Source organism: Sphingomonas sp. BT-65 (genome assembly GCF_026107375.2).
GTDB lineage: Bacteria > Pseudomonadota > Alphaproteobacteria > Sphingomonadales > Sphingomonadaceae > Sphingomonas.
Window position 1 is genome coordinate 1,206,345 of the sequence record NZ_JAPCIA010000001.1, and the last position, 18,110, is coordinate 1,224,454.

Annotated in this window: 18 protein-coding genes; 9 read left to right on the forward strand and 9 right to left on the reverse strand. The window is 68.2% G+C overall.

The window, feature by feature from the left end:
• Positions 1-4: 4 nt before the first annotated feature.
• Positions 5-1,927: an alpha/beta hydrolase family protein gene (locus tag OK349_RS05805; protein ID WP_265116870.1), complete on the reverse strand. Its 1,923-nt coding sequence runs from the start codon at positions 1,925-1,927 to the stop codon at positions 5-7.
• Positions 1,928-2,030: 103 nt separating this feature from the next.
• Here OK349_RS05805 and OK349_RS05810 point away from each other — a divergent pair, with 103 nt between their 5' ends.
• Positions 2,031-2,696: a glutathione S-transferase family protein gene (locus OK349_RS05810; RefSeq protein ID WP_265116871.1), complete on the forward strand. Its 666-nt coding sequence runs from the start codon at positions 2,031-2,033 to the stop codon at positions 2,694-2,696.
• Here OK349_RS05810 and OK349_RS05815 read toward each other — a convergent pair.
• Positions 2,693-3,139 carry a cupin domain-containing protein gene (locus tag OK349_RS05815; RefSeq protein ID WP_265116872.1) on the reverse strand — a complete coding sequence of 149 codons (447 nt, stop codon included), beginning with the start codon at positions 3,137-3,139 and terminating at the stop codon, positions 2,693-2,695. The genes OK349_RS05810 and OK349_RS05815 overlap by 4 nt on opposite strands.
• Positions 3,140-3,169: 30 nt before the next feature.
• Between OK349_RS05815 and dapE the strand changes: the two genes are divergently transcribed.
• Complete coding sequence (gene dapE / locus OK349_RS05820) at positions 3,170-4,291, forward strand: succinyl-diaminopimelate desuccinylase (protein WP_265116873.1); 1,122 nt, start codon at positions 3,170-3,172, stop codon at positions 4,289-4,291.
• On the opposite strand, the gene OK349_RS05825 is transcribed toward dapE, so the two are convergent.
• The 4 genes from OK349_RS05825 to OK349_RS05840 all read right to left on the reverse strand — a co-directional run bounded on the left by OK349_RS05825 (position 4,288) and on the right by OK349_RS05840 (position 8,528).
• Positions 4,288-5,973: a putative bifunctional diguanylate cyclase/phosphodiesterase gene (locus OK349_RS05825; protein ID WP_265116874.1), complete on the reverse strand. Its 1,686-nt coding sequence runs from the start codon at positions 5,971-5,973 to the stop codon at positions 4,288-4,290. The genes dapE and OK349_RS05825 overlap by 4 nt on opposite strands.
• A 67-nt stretch (positions 5,974-6,040) precedes the next feature.
• Positions 6,041-6,604: a Smr/MutS family protein gene (locus OK349_RS05830; RefSeq protein ID WP_265116875.1), complete on the reverse strand. Its 564-nt coding sequence runs from the start codon at positions 6,602-6,604 to the stop codon at positions 6,041-6,043.
• A 19-nt stretch (positions 6,605-6,623) separates the two neighbouring features.
• A complete protein-coding gene (locus OK349_RS05835; protein ID WP_265116876.1) occupies positions 6,624-7,856 on the reverse strand; it encodes a murein transglycosylase A in 1,233 nt (410 codons plus the stop codon).
• A 24-nt stretch (positions 7,857-7,880) separates the two neighbouring features.
• Positions 7,881-8,528, reverse strand: coding sequence for a Tim44/TimA family putative adaptor protein (locus tag OK349_RS05840; RefSeq protein WP_265118546.1), 648 nt, complete (start codon positions 8,526-8,528; stop codon positions 7,881-7,883).
• Between the two features lie 188 nt (positions 8,529-8,716).
• On the opposite strand from OK349_RS05840, the gene secB reads away from it, so the two are divergent.
• From secB to trpS, 3 genes are read left to right on the forward strand one after another with little or no spacing between them, the layout of a single operon-like run.
• Positions 8,717-9,229 carry a protein-export chaperone SecB gene (secB, locus tag OK349_RS05845; protein WP_265116877.1) on the forward strand — a complete coding sequence of 171 codons (513 nt, stop codon included), beginning with the start codon at positions 8,717-8,719 and terminating at the stop codon, positions 9,227-9,229.
• A gap of 22 nt (positions 9,230-9,251) precedes the next feature.
• On the forward strand, positions 9,252-10,817 hold the full coding sequence (gene murJ, locus OK349_RS05850) for a murein biosynthesis integral membrane protein MurJ (protein WP_265116878.1): 1,566 nt from the start codon (positions 9,252-9,254) through the stop codon (positions 10,815-10,817).
• 23 nt (positions 10,818-10,840) lie between these two features.
• On the forward strand, positions 10,841-11,848 hold the full coding sequence (trpS, locus tag OK349_RS05855; protein ID WP_265116879.1) for a tryptophan--tRNA ligase: 1,008 nt from the start codon (positions 10,841-10,843) through the stop codon (positions 11,846-11,848).
• A gap of 4 nt (positions 11,849-11,852) precedes the next feature.
• On the opposite strand, the gene OK349_RS05860 is transcribed toward trpS, so the two are convergent.
• Positions 11,853-13,181, reverse strand: a complete 1,329-nt coding sequence (locus OK349_RS05860; RefSeq protein WP_265116880.1) for an alginate export family protein — start codon at positions 13,179-13,181, stop codon at positions 11,853-11,855.
• 183 nt (positions 13,182-13,364) lie between these two features.
• Between OK349_RS05860 and gntA the strand changes: the two genes are divergently transcribed.
• Positions 13,365-14,060, forward strand: a complete 696-nt coding sequence (gene gntA / locus OK349_RS05865) for a guanitoxin biosynthesis heme-dependent pre-guanitoxin N-hydroxylase GntA (protein WP_265116881.1) — start codon at positions 13,365-13,367, stop codon at positions 14,058-14,060.
• Positions 14,050-14,631 carry an urea carboxylase-associated family protein gene (locus OK349_RS05870; RefSeq protein WP_265116882.1) on the forward strand — a complete coding sequence of 194 codons (582 nt, stop codon included), beginning with the start codon at positions 14,050-14,052 and terminating at the stop codon, positions 14,629-14,631. Before gntA ends, OK349_RS05870 begins: the two co-directional genes overlap by 11 nt.
• Here OK349_RS05870 and OK349_RS05875 read toward each other — a convergent pair.
• On the reverse strand, positions 14,628-16,001 hold the full coding sequence (locus tag OK349_RS05875; protein WP_265116883.1) for a glutamate--cysteine ligase: 1,374 nt from the start codon (positions 15,999-16,001) through the stop codon (positions 14,628-14,630). The two genes, OK349_RS05870 and OK349_RS05875, sit on opposite strands and share 4 nt — an antisense overlap.
• Positions 16,002-16,169: 168 nt before the next feature.
• Positions 16,170-16,913 (reverse strand): 16S rRNA (uracil(1498)-N(3))-methyltransferase, encoded by a 744-nt coding sequence (locus OK349_RS05880; protein ID WP_265116884.1) that lies wholly within the window; start codon positions 16,911-16,913, stop codon positions 16,170-16,172.
• 78 nt (positions 16,914-16,991) lie between these two features.
• Here OK349_RS05880 and OK349_RS05885 point away from each other — a divergent pair, with 78 nt between their 5' ends.
• Entirely contained in the window at positions 16,992-17,174 is a 183-nt protein-coding gene (locus OK349_RS05885; RefSeq protein WP_265116885.1) for a hypothetical protein, read from the forward strand.
• The gene (gene ubiA, locus OK349_RS05890) at positions 17,167-18,084 is read left to right on the forward strand and encodes a 4-hydroxybenzoate octaprenyltransferase (RefSeq protein WP_265116886.1); all 918 of its coding nucleotides are present in this window, start codon (positions 17,167-17,169) and stop codon (positions 18,082-18,084) included. The genes OK349_RS05885 and ubiA overlap by 8 nt, the downstream gene beginning before the upstream one ends.
• The last annotated feature ends 26 nt before the right edge of the window (positions 18,085-18,110 follow it).

The following is an 18,110-nucleotide window of genomic DNA, read 5'->3' on the forward strand; positions in this document are numbered from 1 at the left end:
CGGCTCAGGCCGGGTTGTGCTTGGCGAGAAACGCCTCCAATGCCTTGAGGAACTCCAGCCGGTCCTCGGTCCGGCTGAAATGGTGATCGCCCTCGGGCTGGACGATATAGGTCACGTCCTTCCCCGCCGCCTTCAGCTTCTGCGCCAGCACTTTCGATTGCACCGGCGGCACCACCCGATCCTCGTCGCCATGCATGAGCAGCAGGGGAATCGAGAATTCCCCCGGAAAGTTGAGCGGCGACACGTTCTTGAGATCGGGCGCCTGCTTGCGCAGCCAGTCGCCGCGCGCCCCGCCATAGAGGAAATTGCGGTGGTGCTTCAGCATGCGGTTGAGGTCCGACACCCCGGCATAGGAGGCCGCGCAGCGATATTTCTTGCCGTCGCGCTGCGCCGCCCGGATCGCGGCGTAGCCTCCATAGGAGGCGCCGACCATGCACACCCGCGCCGGATCGGCGATGCCAAGGTCGGCCAGCGCCTTCACCGAATCGTCGAGATCGTCCTGCATCGCGAGGCCCCATTGACCCTCGCCCTTCTCGGTAAAAGGCGTGCCATAGCCCGATGAGCCGCGATAATTGGGTTGGATCACCGCATAGCCGCGGTCGGCCAGGAACTGGGTCCACCAGTCCCAGGTCTCGCTGTCGCGCGCGAACGGCCCGCCGTGCGGCATGACGATCAGCGGCAGTTTCTCCTTACGCCCGGCCGGCAGCGTCAGCACCGCGGCGATCTCCAGCCCGTCACGCGCCTTGTAACGGATCGTGCGCACCGGATGCATCCGCCGCATCCTGATCGTCGGGTTGTTCAACCCCAGCGGCTCCATCGTGTTGTCCGCGCGCGCGAAGATATAGTATCCGCCCGGCGCGTCGGCACCGCCGACCTGCACGATCGCACGCGAGCGGTCGCGGCTGGTCGAGACGATACGCACCTGCGCCCCTTTGACCAGGCCCGATACCGCTGCCTGCATCGCGATCATCTCGGGATCGACCCAGCGGATCTCGGGCCGGTTCTCGTTCACGGCCACGCCCAGATAGCCGAAGCCGCTGGCGTCGCGCACGATTCCGCCGATGTCATAGCCCTTGCTCGCGAAGAGCTGCTTGCCGCGTTCGAGCGTCTTGAGGTCGAGCTCGTAGAGCGCCGAATAGCCGCCCTCGTCATCGTCGACGATCAGCGCCTTGCCCATGTCGCGCAGAAACAGCGCGGGCACCGTCAGCCGTTCCTCACGCGTCCGGGCCTTGTCGATGGTGCGGAACGTCGCACCGTGCCGCTCGCGATAATGGACGCGGCGCGAGCGGCCGTCCTCGCTCACTCCGATTCCCATCCGCACCACGCCGTCGCCATCGGCATACCAGCTCGCGACCCCCGGCCTGCTCGGCACGACAGTGCGCCGCTTGCCGGTGGCGAGGTCGATCTCATCCACCTGGGGCCAGAAACCAGGGTTGTTGGTATAAATCGAGGTCTGGTAGGCGAGCATGACCCGTGCCGAACCGTCGCGCGCACTCCAGATGACGTCGTCGCCACGTTGCGCGGCGTTCCGGGGAAGCTGGACAACCTTGCCCGTGACCACCGAGTAGCCAAGCGCGCGAGTCACATACCAATTATCGCCCTCCACCGGCACTTCCTGGCCGATGCCGACGACCAGCCACTCGTCATTGACCCAGCTCCACCAGTTGAGATCGGCCTTGCCGGGATTGAGCAATTTGGGCGGCCCGCTCGAACCGGGGGTCAGTACTGCGAAGAACTGCTTGCCCTGGATCGCGACCTTGCCCGCGATCTGCTTGCCGTCGGGCGAGATCTCCGGATCGTCGATCTGGGGAACCTCGGCGAACGCCTCGGTGGGCAGGGGCGCGCGGGCCGCCGGTGCGGCGGTTTGCGGCGCTGCCGCCCCGCCAAGCGCAAGCGACGCGACGGCCAACACGAAAATGCGCGACATCATTACTCCCCCAAGCCCCCCGGATCGTGTCGCCAATCCCCGAGTCCCGCAAGCGATTCGTCGAATGGTTGCCCCCGCCCGGCGCCGCCGCTATCCCGCGCGCATGCTCAAGCTCATCATCGGCAACAAGGCCTATTCGTCCTGGTCGCTGCGCGGCTGGCTCGCCTGCAAGCTCTCGGGCCTTCCGTTCGAGGAGGTCGTCGTCCCGCTCTATGACGACGACTGGGACAAAAGGCGTGAAGGCGACGAGTTCGCCCCGTCCTCGGGCAAGGTGCCGATCCTGTGGGACGGCGACGCGGTGGTGTGGGACAGCCTCGCGATCGTCGAATATCTGAACGAGAAGTCGGGCGGCGACAAATTCTGGCCCGCCGACACCGCCGCGCGCGCCATGGCGCGATCGATGGCGGCGGAGATGCATTCGGGCTTCGCCGCGCTGCGCCGCAAGCACAGCATGAACATCCGCCAGGTCTATCCGCCCAAGACGCCGGACGACGACGTGATGCAGGACATCCAGCGAATCATGGAGCTGTGGGCGCAGGCCCGCGCCCGCTTCGGCGGCGAGGGCGAGTTCCTGTTCGGCCAGTTCGGTGCTGCGGACGTGATGTTCGCCCCGGTCGTCACGCGCTTCGTCACCTATTCGCTCCCGGTCGCTCGCTTCGCCCCCGCCTATATGAGCGCGGTGCTCCAGCACCCGTGGATGCAGGACTGGATCGCCGCCGCGCAGGAAGAGGAATGGGTGCTCGAGCAGTTCGAGCAGACGCCGGCCTAGAAGCTGCTTCCGTCCTTGCGGCGGAACCCCTCGCCCGGAAACAGGTGCAGGTCGATGTCGGGATAGTGGCACGCCGTCACCGACGGCCGCCCCACCGCGACATAGACGCATTCGGCATCGCTGCGGTTCTGCAGCACATGGCCGTTGCCGTCATTCTTGGCGAACGCCGCTACGTCGCCGGGGCGCATCACCGTCTCCCCCGAATCGTCGACCAGCACCGCCTCGCCCGCGATCATCACCACCAGCTCGTCCTCGCCCTCGTGCCAGTGGCGCTGCGCCGACCAGGCGCCCGGCTTCAGCACCACATGGCTCACGCCGAAATCTTCGAGACCCGCCGCGGGCGCCAGCCGTCGGTACCAGCGCCCCTCCACCACGCCCGCATGTTCGGGCGGATAGCCGGTCGCATTGGTCTGCGGGATTGTGTCGAGGTCGAGCTTGGGCAATGGAGCCTCCAGGGATAAGCGGAGACAATCTTGCCCGACGTCGTGGAACTGACCAAGGCCCTGATCGCCGCCGAGAGCATCACGCCCGCGCGCGGCGCGGTGTTCGACGTGCTCGAGGCCGCGCTGCTGCCACTCGGCTTCACGGTCGACCGCTTCGTGGCGGGCGAGGCGCCTGACGGCCCGGTCGAGAACCTCCTCGCCGTGCGCAGCGCCGGGCCGGGGCCGCATTTCGCCTTTGCCGGGCATCTCGACGTGGTGCCGCCGGGCCAGGGCTGGACCTCGGGCGCGTTCGAGCCCGAGATCCGCGGCGGCTTGCTCTACGGCCGCGGCGCGGTCGACATGAAGGGATCGATCGCCGCCTTCGCCGCCGCGCTCGCCGTCCTGCCCCCGTCCGGCACGCTCAGCCTGATCATCACCGGCGACGAGGAAGGCCCGGCCACCTACGGCACGCTCGCCTTGATGGAGCGCATGGCCGCGGCGAACCTCCGCCCCGACCTGTGCCTCGTCGGCGAGCCGACCTCCGCCCACCGCCTCGGCGACACCATCAAGATCGGCCGCCGCGGCTCGGCCGTGATCGATATCGAGGTGCCGGGGCGCCAGGGCCATGTCGCCTACCCGCACCTCGCCGACAATCCGGTCCCGCGCCTCGTCCGCGCCCTCGCCGAGATCGACGCCATCGTGCTCGACCAGGGCACCGACTGGTTCCAGCCCTCGAACATCGAGGTGATCGACCTCGAGGTCGGCAATCCCGCCACCAACGTCATCCCCGGCAAGGCCTCGGCGCGCATCTCGATCCGTTTCAACGACCAGCAGCGCGGCCCGGAGCTGGTCGAGCGGATCGAGCGCATCGTCCACGCCCATGCCCCCGCCGCGCATGTCCGCGGCCGCGTCTATGGCGAGGCGTTCCTGACCGAACCGGGCCCACTCTCCGCGCTGGTCGCGGACGCGATCGAGGCCGAGACGGGCCTGCGTCCCGAACTCTCCACCACCGGCGGCACCTCGGACGCGCGCTTCCTCTCGCGCATCTGCCCGGTGGTCGAGTTCGGCCTGCTCAACGCCACGATGCACAAGCTGGATGAGGCGGTCGCGCTCGACGACCTGTCCAAGCTGACAGCGATCTACGCGAACCTGCTGCGGCGCATATACGCCTAACCGGCGATCCGGACGCCCTCGATCCGCGGCGCACGCTGCGCCCAGGCGATGAACGCGTCTTCGGCCATCGGCTGCGCGATGACATAGCCCTGCAGCACGTCGCAGCCGATCACGCGCAGCACGTCGAGCTGCGCCTGGGTCTCGATCCCCTCGGCGACGACCTCGCAGCCCAGGCCATGGATCAGCCCGATCACCGCCTGCGCGATCGTCCGCGCCTCGGGATTGGTGGCGACATTCTCGACCAGGCTGCGGTCGAGCTTCACCCGATCGAGCGGCAGGTCGCGCAGCCGCGCGAGGTTCGAATAGCCGGTGCCGAAATCGTCGATCGCGATGCTGGCGCCGTCGGCGCGCAGCGCGGCGATCGCGTCGATCACCTCGCGCGAGCAATGCATCGCCAGCGTCTCGGTGATCTCGAGCTCGAGCAGCCGTGCGGGCGCCTCCGCGGCCTGCATCGCCTCGCGCAGCCGGCGGAAGAAGGTGGCGTGATCGAGCTGGCGCGGGCTGATGTTGACCGCCATGCGCTGTTCGACGCCGAGCTTGCCCCAGCGCGCGATGGTGTTGGCGACGCTTTCGACCACCCATTCGCCGATCTCGACGATCAGCCCGGTCTCCTCGGCGCGGCTGATGAAGCTGCCCGGCAGGCATAGCCCGCGCTCGGGATGCTGCCAGCGCAGCAACGCCTCGGCCGCGACGATGCGGCCATCGGCGGCGCTGATCTGGGGCTGATAGACCAACGCGAACTGGTCGCGCTCGACCGCGCCGCGCAGGTCGGTCTCGAGCTGCGCGCGTTCGGCGATCTCGGCCGCCAGCTCCTCGCTGAAATGCTCGGCACGCCCGCGCCCCTGCGCCTTGGCGTGATACATGGCGGCATCGGCCGCGCGCATCAGGTCGGTCAGCGTCGTGCCATGCTCGGGCCGCATCGCGATCCCCACCGAGGCGCCGATGCCCACTTCCTGATCGGCCAGGTCGAACGGTTCCGACAGCGCGAACAGGATGCCGCGCCCGATCCGGTCGGCGTCGCGGACATTGGAGATCGCCGGGAAGAAGATCGTGAACTCATCGCCCGACAGCCGCCCGATCAGCGGCTGGCGCATCTCGTCCTCGACCCCGAACCGGTCGGCGACCGCACGCAGCCGGTTGGCGACCATCCCCAGCAGCTGGTCTCCCATCGCATGGCCGAGCGTGTCGTTGACCGCCTTGAACCGGTCGAGATCGACGAAGAACAGCGCCGCCATCGTCTCGTGCGGCAGCTCGGTCAGCGCCCGCTCGCAGCTGCGCCGGAAATGGATTCGATTGGGCAGCGCGGTGACCGGATCGAACAGCGCGAGCCGCTGCACGCTTTCCAGGTTCGAATGGAGCTGCCGGAACAGCCCGTCCATCGCCTCCGCCAGCGGCGGCACGCATTCGCCCACTTCCTGCGGGATCTCGCTCTCAAGGTCGCCATTGGCCGCGCTGGTCAGCCGCCCGATCGCCGCATCGATCGCGGCCGCAGTCGAGGCGATGGTACGCTCGGCATAGGCCCAGCACATCGCCGCACAGATGATCGCCGCGATCAGCGCGATTGCGGCGTTCTCGGCGTCGAATTTGCCGCCCGAAGTGGCCGCGAGCGCCAGGATGAACACGAACGCTCCGGCGCAGATCGCAAAGACGATCGCGCGACTTTTGAGCGAAAACCCGTTCATCGCGGTTGCGTGATCCCCCAAGGCTCCCGCGAAGGCGGGCCGATGGTTCAGCATAGACCCAAAGTGGTTAAGAATTTCGCGCGCCGGCGTTTCGTTGCCTTTTCAGAACGATGTAGAGCGCGCCGTGCCCGCCGTGCCGCGGATGCGCATTTCGCACCGCAGCAATGCGATCCGCATGGCGCGACGCGGTAATCCAGTCGCCGACCGCCGCCCGAATCGCGCCCCGCGCATGCGGGCGTTCCGACTCGGGCCGGGGTGGCTTGCCCGTGATCAGCAGCAGCACGCGGTCGCCCCGCGCGATCGCCATCTCCAGCCCCAGGTCCAGGCGGGCATGCGCCGTGGCGAGCGTATGGCCGTGGAGGTCGATCGTGCTCTCGGGCGCCACCAGCCCGCGTGAAAGGCGACGGTCCCATCCGGCATCCAGCGTGTCCGCGGGGGGCGGTGCTGGCTTGGGTTTTGTTGAGGGAGCAGGCGGCACGCGCCCCTTCGCGCGAGCCATGGGCGTGGCTTCCGGCGGAACAGGCGCCGGGGCCTTTGGTGCGGGTGCCTTGGTGGGAACCCGCTCGCGCTCGATCGGCGTCACCGTCGCGATCACGCGCGCCCACAGCGCCCGTTCCTCGGGCGTCATCATTCGCGGCGGCCTGGTCATTCTAGTCCGCGCCGTGGCGCGCGAGCGTTCCCTTGGGCAGCAGCAGCCACGCGGTGCCGCGCGCCGCCATGCCGCCGGCGATCGCGCGCGCCTCGTCGCCCGCGCCCCAGAAGGTGTCGAAGCGGTTGCTGCCCTTGATCGCGCCGCCGGTATCCTGGTTGACCCAGATGCCGGTCGCGTCCTGGCGGTCCATCGACAGGAACACCGGCGCGCCCATCGGCACGAACTTGGGATCGGCCGCGACGCTGCCCCGCCCGGTCACCGGCAGCCCCATCGCGCCGAGCGGCCCCGGCCCGGTCAGCTCGCGGAAGAATACATAGCTCTTGTTCTCGCGCATGATCGCGCGGCCCTGCTCGGGATTGGCGTGCAGATAGCCCATGATTCCCTGCATCGACGCCTGCCCCTTGGGCAGGATGCCGCGGTCGAGCATCAGCTTGCCGATGCCGGTATAGTCGCGTCCGTTCTGGCTGGCATAGCCGATCCGCATCACCCCGCCATCGGGCAGCCGGAGACGCCCCGAGCCCTGGATCTGCAGGAAGAACAGCTCGACCGGATCCGCCGCCCAGGCGATCTCGAGCCCGCGTCCGGCGAGCGCGCCCTGCTCGATCGCGGTGCGGTCGTGATAGGGCACGAACTTGGTGCCATCGACTCGCCCGCGGATCGAGCGGCCCTTGAGATTGTCGGAGAAGGTGCCGAGGTCGACGTCGATCAGATCGGCGGGGCGGCCGTAGATCGGCGTCTCATAGCCCGAGCGCCGCGTGCGCGACCCGGCGATCTCGGGCTCGTAATAGCCGGTGGCGAAGGCCTTGCCGTCGGCGACCTGCACCGCCTCGAAATAGCGCGCGAAGAACGCCGTAGCGCCGCTCGCCTGCGTGGTCCGCGCCGCGTCGCACGCCGCGCCCCAGTCCTCGGCGCGGGTGAGACCGCTCGCGTCGGTGCGCTTGACGAGGCTCGGGCAACTGATGCGGAACGCCTCCAGCGCGCGGGCCGCGCCGGCGGCGGTGATCGGCAGTTCGGCGATCTCGGGACCGGCCAGCAGTCCCGCCGCCGCGGCGGTCGCGACGGTCGCGGAAGCAGCGGGCGCCGGCTTAGGCGCGAGCGGCGTCGCCGCGGTCGGCTGGCGGACGGGAACCGAGGAACGCGGCGGCGCGGAACGCACCGGTTCCGGCCCCGAGGACGACGGCACGCAGCCGCTCAATGCCACGGCCAGCGCCGCTACCCCCCAAGCGCGCATCGTCTACCCCTTATGCTTCGCCAATCACGCTTCGTCGGTGTCGCTCAGCTTCCAGTTGGGATCGTCGCTGTGCAGATCGCGGCTGAACGTCCACACATCGTGCGTCTCGACCGCGTCGCTCAGCGAGCCGGCGATGACGTTACCGTCCTTGTCGCGTGTCACCGCGGCGATGTCCGCGTCGAAGCGCATCGTGATGCGCGCTGTGCGGCCTTCCACCGCGATCTCGGAGATTGCCGCGCGCTCGATCGAGATCAGGCGGTTGTCGAGCGTCTCGCCCGCCGCCTCGCGCGCGTCGATCGCAGCGACGAAGCTGTCGCGCACCTCGTCCTCGACCAGCCAGCCGAGCGTGTCGCGGTCGCCCTTCCAGAATGCCTCGAGGATCATCTTGTAGGCCGATTTGGCGCCCTCGACGAACTGGCCCACGTCGAAGCTCGGATCGGCCGCGATCAGCGCGCGCAGGCCGCCCTCGGCGCCCGCCTCCACGCTGCGCGGGCCGGGTTCGCGGACCTCGGCCGGCATGTCGATCGTGCGCGGGATCGGCGGCGCGCCCACGCGCTCCTCGGCGGCACGCGGCAGCGGCTGCTGCTCATGGCCGGTGCGCTTGCCCAGCACCGAGTAGAGCCTCAGCGCCAGAAAGGCCGCGATCGCTGCGAACAATATGACCAGATACACTTGGGACACCTCGTTTCCACCCTTCACATAGGCAGGATACGCGCCCGATTCAAATATAGCATGAACGGGCGCTGCGATCAGCGTGCGCGCAGGCCCGTTGAAACGCTTGATCGCCCCTGCTAGGCGCGACCGTCATTCCAACGCGGATTGCCGCGACTTATATCCCAGACAAGAAGGACTTTCGAACGATGGACGAGCCGGAAAACGCAGCGCCGCAAGGTGAGCCGCTCGCGAACGGCGCCGACACCGCCCCCTCGGTGGGCGTGATCTCGCAATATGTGAAGGACTTCTCGTTCGAGAATCCGAACGCCCCGGCGATCTACCAGGTGCAGGGTCAGCCGCAGTTCGACGTCCAGTTCAACATCGGCTCGGCCGAGGTCGCGCAGGACGTGCATGAGGTGGTGCTCAAGATCGACGTGCGCGCCGAGACCGAGGGCCAGGTCGCGTTCGTCGTCGACCTCGCCTATGCCGGCCTCTTCGCGGTCCGCAACATCCCCGCCGACCATCTCCAGCCATTCCTGCTGGGCGAGGCGCCGCGCCTGCTCTTCCCGTTCGCCCGCCGCGTGCTGGCCGATGCCGTCCGCGACGGCGGCTTCCCGCCGCTGATGCTCGAGCCGATCGACTTCAACGGCCTCTACTTCCAGCAGCTCGAGCAGCGCGAAGCCGAGCAGGGCGCCGCCGGGGAAGCCGGCCAGGCCTGAGCTTGGCCTCCGGGGCGCATCCATGAACCTCGTCCGGGCACTCGGGTCGATCGGCGGGCTGACGCTCGCCAGCCGCGTGCTCGGGCTGGTCCGCGACTCGCTGTTCGCGCGCTATGTCGGGGCGAGCTTCGCGTCCGACGCCTTCCTGATCGCCTTCCGCCTGCCCAACCTGTTCCGCGCGCTGTTCGCCGAGGGTGCATTCAGCGCCGCCTTTGTGCCGATGTTCAGCAAGAAGGTCGGCGAGGCGGACGGCGACACGCGCTCCGCGCTGTCCTTCGCCGAGGAGGCGCTGTCGGTCCTCTTGCCGATCCTGCTGCTGCTCACCGCGATCATGGAGATCGCCGCCTATCCGGTCGTCTGGGCGCTGTCGGGCGGGTTCAACGACGTGACGCCCGGCCAGTTCGCCTTCGCGGTCGAGCTGTCGCGCATCACCTTCCCCTATCTCCTGCTGATCAGCCTCGTCTCGCTGCTCGGCGGGATCCTCAACTCGCTCCACAAATTCTGGGTCAATGCCGCAGCCCCGATCCTGCTCAACTTCACGCTGATCGCGGCGCTGCTGTTCTTCCACAACGACGACACGCTGCTCACCGCGCGCAACCAGGCGATCGCGGTCACCGTCTCGGGCGCGCTTCAGCTCCTCTGGCTGATCCTCGCCTGCCGCGCCAACGGCGTGAAGCTGCGCATCCGCATGCCGCGCCTCAGCCCGGACGTGAAGAAGCTGCTCGCGCTGATCGGCCCCGCCGCCGCGGGCGCAGGCGCGACCCAGATCAACCTGATCATCTCGACCGCGCTCGCCGCCAGCATGCTCGCCGAGGGCTCGGTCTCGTACATCTATTATGCCGACCGGCTGAACCAGCTCCCGCTCGGGCTGATTGGCATCGGCCTCGGCACCGTGCTCCTCCCCACCATCGCCCGCCAGCTCGGCGCGGGGAAGGAAGCGGAGGCGATGCACACCCAGAATCGCGGCGCCGAGCTCGCGCTGTTCCTCACCCTTCCCGCCACCGCGGCTTTGGTGATCTGTGGCGGCCCGATCGTCGCCGCGCTGTTCCAGCATGGCGCGTTCACCGCGGAGAACACCGTCAAGACCGCGCAGGCGCTCGCCGCCTTCTCGATCGGCCTGCCCGCCTATATCCTGGTCAAGGTGCTCACCCCCGGCTTCTACGCCCGCGCCGACACGAAGAGCCCGGTGCGCTACGCCACCGTCTCGATCGGCGTGAACCTCGCGCTCAACCTCGCGCTGATCGTGCCGCTCCAGCATATGGGTCCGCCGCTCGCCACCGCGATCGCCGCCTGGGTCAACGTCGCCATGCTCTACCGCGCGCTCGCCCAGCGCGGCCATTTCGTCGCCGACGCGCAGCTCAAGCGCCGCGTGTGGCGCCTGACCGGCGCTGCCGTCGCGATGGGCGCGGTGATGTTCTTCCTCAACGATCTGTTCACGCCGTACACCACCGGCGCCTGGACGATCCGCACCGGGGCGATGCTGGTGCTGGTCGGCGCGGGATGCATCGTGTACGCGGTCGCGTGCTTCGGCACCGGAGCGGTGCGGATCGGCGACCTGAAAGCGCTGTTCCGCCGCCGCGCCGCCTGAAAACTCAGTTCCAGAGAAGTCCCATGCGCGTCGTTTCCGGCATCAAGCCCACCGGCAATCTCCACCTCGGCAACTATCTGGGTGCCATCAAGCAGTGGGTGGAGATGCAGGCCGATGTCGACGCGGCGGGCGGCGAGAGCATGTACTTCATCGCCGACCTGCACGGCCTCACCGAATGGATCGACCCGCAGGCGCTGTATGCCAACACGTTCGAGATCGCCGCGGCGATGATCGCGTGCGGCATCGATCCCAAACGCTCGATCCTGTTCAACCAGACCCGGGTGCCTGCACATAGCGAGCTCGCCTGGCTGCTCAACAACGTCGCGCGCGTCGGCTGGCTCAACCGCATGACCCAGTTCAAGGACAAGGCGGGCAAGAACCGCGAGGGCGCGAGCGTTGGCCTCTATGACTATCCGGTGCTGATGGCCGCCGATGTGCTGCTCTACTCGACCACCCATGTTCCGGTGGGCGAGGACCAGAAGCAGCATCTCGAGCTGGCGCGCGACATCGCCGCCAAGTTCAACCAGGATTACGGCGTCGAGCTGCTCGTCCAGCCCGAGCCGCTGGTGAGCAAGGCTGCGCCGCGCATCATGAGCCTGCGCGACGCCACCTCGAAGATGTCCAAGTCCAATCCCTCGGACGCGGCGCGGATCAACCTGATCGACGACGACGACGCCATCGCCCAGAAGTTCCGCAAGGCGAAGACCGACCCCGAGCCGCTTGGTGACAGCTTCGAGGCGCTCAAGGACAGGCCCGAGGCGAAGAACCTCGTCACCATCTTCGCCGCGCTGTCGGATCGCACGCCCGACGACGTGATGGCGGAATATGCAGGCCAGGGCTTCGGCGCGTTCAAGCCCGCCCTCGCCGATCTCGCCGTGGCTAGGCTCGGCCCGATCCGCGACGAGATGGTCCGCCTCACGGCCGATCGCGCCGCGGTGGACGCGATCCTGCGCGACGGCTCGGAAAAGGCCGCCGCCCTCGCCGCGCCCCTGCTCCGCAAGGTGCAGGAGACGATGGGCCTGTTGGTCTGACGGGTCAGAAGCTCGCCGTCAGATTGAGCGAGTTGTAGACCGTGGTGCCCCCGCGCGGCGCGTTGGGGGCATCGCGCAGGAATCGTCCCTTCGCCAGCACCACGCCAGTCCATTCGAAGCGCAGCCGCTCGGGCCGCACCCACCAGCGCAGCCGCGCGTCGAACTGGTTTCCGGCAAAGCTGCCCGCGCGGCCGCTGGCGTCGCGGATGCCGGTGGTCGAGAAGCTGTCCGTTCGCTCCGCCAGCCACATCGCGTGCCAGGTCGCGGTCAAATCGACACGCTTCGACGGCGCGGTCTCGATCCGCGGCCCGAACGACACGATATTCGCCCGCCCCACTGCATTGTAGAGCCCCGCGGGGGCCAGATCGGCGCGGCGCATTCCGAACAGCGTGTCGAACCGGCCATAGCGTCCGCCCGCTCGATCGCCGCTGGCGCGGTCATACTCGAGCGACAACCGTGTCTTCCACGAATCGGTCAGCGTATAGCCGAGATCGGCGTGCACGAAGCTCGCGCTGACCGGCAGCCGCGCCGCATTGGCTGCCGCAGATGCGCTGACAGTCCCGGACTGATGGAACGCCTCGACTTCGAAATCCGCCTTCCCCGCCGCCGGATCGCGCATCACCCGCCCACCCCAGGTATTGAGCGAGCGATCGCGCGTCGACCGCCCCGGCGTGTCGCGCTCGCCGAGATGGAAGAAGCTCGCCTCGACGCTCACCGGCCCGATCGCCTTCGCCTTGGCGAGCGTGCCGCCCCACAGCACCTGATCGAACCCTTCATGATCCCATTCGACCCGCCCGCGCCGCAGCGCTGCATTGTCGTCGGGGCGCCGCTGCTGGGGCAGCACATAGACCGCCGTCGCACTCACCCCGCCGGGTGCCGCTATCTCGGCCCTGAGCCCGGTATAGCCATTGGTGGTGTTGCGATAATCGTCCGCCGCCACCAGCCGCCGCGATCCGATGTTGAGCGTGAACCGCCCGCCTTGCAGCGTCACGCGCGTCTTGCCGATCCCGGTGCGCCACGCGGCATGCACCTGCACCAGCTCGAAGGTGTTGACCTCCCCCGTGCTTACCGGCGTGCCCGGGTCGTCACCCCAGACGCGGCTGTCCCAGAGCTCGGCGGTCAGGGTCAGCGGCCCCTCGCGATAACTGGCGAGCAAGGTGGTGCGCAGGTTGACCAGCGTGTCGCTGGGATCGAACCCGACGCGAAGCTGGTTGTCGATCGCTTCGTAACGGAGCCGCATCGTGGCGGAGAGGTCGAGCCCCTCGCGCTGCTGGGCAGTGGCGGATTGAGCGGCACAAACGGACAGGCAGGCAAGGGAAATTGCACGCAGCATGACGCATCCTTCGAGACTTCGGTGGATGCGATGCTTCGGCTGACGCCTCATGAGGGGATCGCCGCCCCCATCGCCGGCGACAAGAAGGACGGCGGCAACGCTTGTCAAGGTTCAGCGACCCTAAACCACTGCGGCGACACGTAAACAATATGAACCTATTCGCGCGGGCACCGTTTTCATCCCATGCTAAAACCCGTCAACGAAGCGGCTCATCCGCTCGCCCAGCGTTTCCAAGCCTTTGTGAGAGACCCCGAATTCCCCTGTGTCGGCGCCAAGTCCGCGCTCGGCCGCGGCCAGATGCGCTTCGTCATCGGCCGCGATATCCGCTCGGCATGGGATGATCTTCGCATCCTCCCCAGCCTGCACGATCTCGCCGCCTCCTACCGCGCCGATCCGGTGCTGTTCCAGTCGCTCATCGTTTTGTTCGAGAAGGATGCGGACCTCGACGAGCTCGGCTTCGAGACCAACCTCTGGGCGCGGCTGCAGTCGCTCACCGACAAGGACGACTGGCTCGGCCAACAGCCCGACCCGCGCGTCAGCCATTCGCCCGATGATCCGCATTTCTCGCTGAGCTTCGGCGGCGAGGCCTTCTTCGTCGTCGGCCTTCATCCCGCCGCCAGCCGTCCCGGCCGGCGCTTCGAGCGCCCGGCGCTGGTGTTCAACCTCCACGATCAGTTCGAACGCCTGCGCGCCGAAGGCTCGTACGAAAAGCTGCGCGGCACGATCATCGAGCGCGACGTCGCCATCGCCGGCGAGCCCAATCCGATGCTCGCGCGCCACGGCGCCTCTTCGGAGGCGCGCCAATATAGCGGCCGCGCAGTCGAGGCCGACTGGGCCTGCCCCTTCTCGGGGCGTCAAAAGGCCGACCATGCCGCATAGGATCGCACCGCGTACCGGCGCGGGGTTCGAGCTCGGCAAGGGCCAGACGCTCACCGTCATCGATCCCACCGGCGAGCAGGTCGCCGATCTCCTCGCCTTCCGCCGCGACGATATCCGCGAGGTGATCTCCTCGGGCCGCACGCTCGACTATGCCAGCCGCATCTACCTCACCACTGGTGACAAGCTCTATTCCAACCGCAGCAACGTCCTGCTCGAGATCGTCGAGGACGATGTCGGCCGCCACGATTTCCTGCTCACGCCCTGCTCGAAGGACACCTTCCGCATCATCTATGGCGATACCGATCCGCACCGCGGCTGCTTCGGCAACCTTGTTGCAGCGCTGGAGCCATGGGGGATCGAGCCGGACATGATCCCGGTCGCGTTCAACTGCTTCATGAACGTGCCGGTCGACGGCGCCACCGGCGAGCTTCGCGTCGATCCTCCGCTGAGCAAGGCGGGCGACCGCATCGTCTTTCGCGCGCACGAAGACCTGGTGATCGGCCTCACCGCCTGCTCGGCGCTTCAGTCGAACAACGGATCGTTCAAGCCGATCGACTACGCAATCGGCTAGAACTTGGTCTCGCCATAGATCGCGCAAACATCGCCGTCCCATGCGCCGCGATAATGTTCGAGCAGCACCTCGGCCGGCACCTTGCCCGTCCGCACGATCTCACGCAGCGGGTCGAGGAAGCCGCTCTCATTGTCGCCCGCCGAATTGAGCCGCGCGCGCGCGGTGAGGCCGGCCCCGGCGATGTCGATCACCTGCCCCGCAATGTCGCGCAGCTTGCCCCCGCCCGGCAGCGGCGCGTCGAGCCCGAGCTTCGGCACGCTGTCGCGCAGCGCCTGCCGCTCGGCCATGTCCCAGTCCTTGACCAGATCCCACGCCGCATCGAGCGCGCCCTGGTCGTAAAGCAGCCCCACCCACAAGGCCGGCAGCGCACAGATGCGGTTCCACGGCCCACCATCGGCGCCACGCATTTCCAGGAACGTCTTGAGCCGCACCTCGGGGAAGGCGGTCGACAGATGATCCGCCCAATCGTCGATCGTCGGCTTCTCGCCGGGCAGCACCGAAAGCTCGCCCTTGAGGAAATCGCGAAAGCTCAGCCCCGCCGCGTCGATGTAGCGCCCCTCGCGATAGACGAAGTACATCGGCACATCGAGCGCGTACTCCATGTAACGCTCGTACCCGAACCCGTCCTCGAACACGAAGGGCAGCATGCCCGTGCGGTGCGGATCGGTGTCCGACCAGATATGGCTGCGGTAGCTCAAGAACCCGTTGGGCTTGCGCTCGGTGAAGGGCGAGTTGGCGAACAACGCCGTCGCCAGCGGCTGGAGCGCGAGGCCGACGCGGAACTTCTGCGCCATGTCCGCCTCGCTCGCATAATCGAGGTTCACCTGGATCGTGCAGGTGCGCAGCATCATGTCGAGGCCCAGGCTGCCGACGCGCGGCATATGGCGCAGCATGATGCCGTAGCGGCCCTTGGGCATCACCGGCAGGTCGCTGCGCGCCTTGTCGGGCCACATGCCAAGGCCCAGGAAACCGAGCCCGAGCTTCTCGCCGACCGCCTTCACCTGATTGAGGTGGCGGCCGGTCTCCGCGCAGGTCTCGTGGAGATTCTCGAGCGGCGCGCCCGACAGTTCGAGCTGCCCCGCGGGCTCGAGGCTCACCGTGCCGTCGGGGCCTGACAGCGCGATGACGTTGCCGCCCTCGGTCACCGGCGACCAGCCGAACTGGGTCAGCTCGGCAAGCAGGTCGCGGATGCCGCCCGGCTCGTCATAGCTCGGCGCGTGATTGTCGCGCGTCGAATAGACGAACTTCTCGTGCTCGGTGCCGATTCGCCAGCGCTCGGCGGGCTTCTCGCCCTTGGCGAAATAGTCGAGGAGCTGCTGACGGCTCTCGATGACTGGGGAGTCGGTTGCGGAAGCCGTCTTGGTGCTCATCCGCGGCATTTAGGCGTGCGTAACGATCCGCGAAAGAGGGATAAAAATACCCCATTTTCAGTGGGATTTTATATTCCTCCCCTTCAGGGGAGGGGGACCGCCGAAGGCGGTGGAGGGGCCGCCCCGCAGGGGGCGGGAACCTCCCCTGAGGGGAGAAATGAAGGAGAATTACCAATCCCCCGCCGCGCCCATCCACAGGCTCACCGCCGCCGCCGCCGCGGTCTCGGCGCGCAGGATCCGCGGCCCCAGCGAAATCCCCACCGCCTGCGGCACCGCGCGGATCGCGTCGCGCTCCTCGGCGTCGAACCCGCCCTCGGGGCCGACCAGGATCGCCGCCGGCCCGGGATGCGCGCGCATCGCCTTCAGCGCGGGCGCGCCACCGGTCTCGTCGGCGAAGAACAGCGCCCGATCCGCCGGCCAGTCGCGCAGCAACACCGCAAGCTTCACCGGCTCGGCCAGCTCGGGCAGCGCGGTGCGCCCGCATTGCTCGGCGGCCTCGATCATGTGGCTGCGCAACCGCTCGAGATTGAGCTTGTCGACCACCGCGCGCCGCGTCAGCACCGGCGCCAGCCGCGCGACGCCCAGTTCGCACGCCTTCTCCGCGACCCAATCGATCCGCCCCTTCTTGATCGGTGCGGCGCACAGCCACAGGTCGGGCACCGCCTCGCGCTCGCGCAGCCTTTCGCGCACTTCCAGCGTCACATCGCGCTTGCGCACCTCCGCAGCGACCGCGAGCCACTCCCCGGTCGCATCGTCGAACAGCTTGACCGGATCGCCCGCCTTGAGGCGCATGACGCTCGCCAGATAATGCCCCTGCGGCCCATCGATCCGACGCACCTCGCCTGCCGACAGCGAGGGCTCGACGAACAAACGCGGCGTCGATTGCGGCGGCCAGGCGGGAGTGGCGATCATCGGAGCCCCTTATCCCGCGCTTTCCCGCGAAGTCGAGCGCCGGACCGCCATTATTCATTTTCCTACAGCCCTCTGCCTGTGGCAGCAGAAAGCATGGTCTTCACCGTTTCGTTCCTCGTCCCGGCACCGCGCATGACATCCGTCAAACGTGTCAACTTCGTCAAACGCCGCGCAACGCCCCGTGAAATCGTCAACTTCGTCAGCCGGTGCCCGGAAGCCTCCAAACTCGTCAACTTCGACAAACGGCACGCATATGGTTGATCAGGCCCAGACAGTCCCCGACACCGAGCATCGCGGCCTGATCCGCCTGCTCCCGGCCGCCGCGCGTCCCTACGCCCTGCTCGCGCGGTTCGACCGCCCCATCGGCTGGTGGCTGCTCTTCTGGCCCGGCGCCTGGGCGATCGCGCTGGCCGGCGGCGCGGTGCAGCGCTGGGACCTGCTGCTGTGGTTCCTGCTCGGCAGTATCGCGATGCGCGGCGCGGGTTGCGTCTACAACGACATCGTCGACCGCGATCTCGACCGCCAGGTCGCCCGCACCCGCACCCGGCCGCTCGCCAGCGGCGCGGTAAGCCTCAAGGCCGCATGGATGTGGCTCATCGCGCTCTGCCTGATCGGCCTGGTCGTGCTCGTCCAGCTCAACCCGCTCGCCGCGATGATCGCGCTCGCCAGCCTCGCGCTGGTCGCGGCCTATCCCTTCATGAAGCGCATCACCTGGTGGCCCCAGGCGTGGCTGGGCCTCGTCTTCTCCTGGGCCGCGCTGGTCGGCTGGGCGGCGATCGCGCGCGAGCTGCCCGCCCCCGCCCTGCTGCTCTACGCCGGTTCGATCTTCTGGGTGATCGGCTACGACACGATCTACGCGCTGCAGGATATCGAGGACGATGCGCTGGTCGGCGTGCGCTCCTCCGCGCGGCGCCTCGGTGCCAATGTCCGGCTCGGCGTCGCCGCCTTCTATGCCGTCGCGCTCACCTTGTGGGGCGCGGCGCTGTGGCAGGTTCGCCCCGACAAGCTCGTCCTCGCCGCGCTCGCCCCCGCCGCGATCCATCTGCTGTGGCAGGTCGGCACGCTCGTCCCCACCGATGGCGAGAATGCGCTGCGCCGCTTCCGCTCCAACCGCTTCGCCGGCCTGCTCGTCTTCGCCGCCTGCTTCGTCGTCGGGACCACTGCCTTTTGACCTTCCGCCTCTCGCTTCCTAGATCG

Excerpts from the sequence above, each read along its gene's own strand:
- OK349_RS05880 (WP_265116884.1), bottom strand. The coding sequence starts at position 16,913 with ATGATCGCCACTCCCGCCTGGCCGCCGCAATCGACGCCGCGTTTGTTC.
- OK349_RS05830 (WP_265116875.1), bottom strand. The coding sequence starts at position 6,604 with ATGATGACGCCCGAGGAACGGGCGCTGTGGGCGCGCGTGATCGCGACG.
- ubiA (WP_265116886.1), top strand. The coding sequence starts at position 17,167 with ATGGTTGATCAGGCCCAGACAGTCCCCGACACCGAGCATCGCGGCCTG.
- OK349_RS05805 (WP_265116870.1), bottom strand. The coding sequence starts at position 1,927 with ATGTCGCGCATTTTCGTGTTGGCCGTCGCGTCGCTTGCGCTTGGCGGG.
- OK349_RS05860 (WP_265116880.1), bottom strand. The coding sequence starts at position 13,181 with ATGCTGCGTGCAATTTCCCTTGCCTGCCTGTCCGTTTGTGCCGCTCAA.
- murJ (WP_265116878.1), top strand. The coding sequence starts at position 9,252 with ATGAACCTCGTCCGGGCACTCGGGTCGATCGGCGGGCTGACGCTCGCC.
- gntA (WP_265116881.1), top strand. The coding sequence starts at position 13,365 with ATGCTAAAACCCGTCAACGAAGCGGCTCATCCGCTCGCCCAGCGTTTC.
- OK349_RS05870 (WP_265116882.1), top strand. The coding sequence starts at position 14,050 with ATGCCGCATAGGATCGCACCGCGTACCGGCGCGGGGTTCGAGCTCGGC.
- OK349_RS05810 (WP_265116871.1), top strand. The coding sequence starts at position 2,031 with ATGCTCAAGCTCATCATCGGCAACAAGGCCTATTCGTCCTGGTCGCTG.
- secB (WP_265116877.1), top strand. The coding sequence starts at position 8,717 with ATGGACGAGCCGGAAAACGCAGCGCCGCAAGGTGAGCCGCTCGCGAAC.
- trpS (WP_265116879.1), top strand. The coding sequence starts at position 10,841 with ATGCGCGTCGTTTCCGGCATCAAGCCCACCGGCAATCTCCACCTCGGC.
- OK349_RS05825 (WP_265116874.1), bottom strand. The coding sequence starts at position 5,973 with ATGAACGGGTTTTCGCTCAAAAGTCGCGCGATCGTCTTTGCGATCTGC.
- OK349_RS05835 (WP_265116876.1), bottom strand. The coding sequence starts at position 7,856 with ATGCGCGCTTGGGGGGTAGCGGCGCTGGCCGTGGCATTGAGCGGCTGC.
- OK349_RS05875 (WP_265116883.1), bottom strand. The coding sequence starts at position 16,001 with ATGAGCACCAAGACGGCTTCCGCAACCGACTCCCCAGTCATCGAGAGC.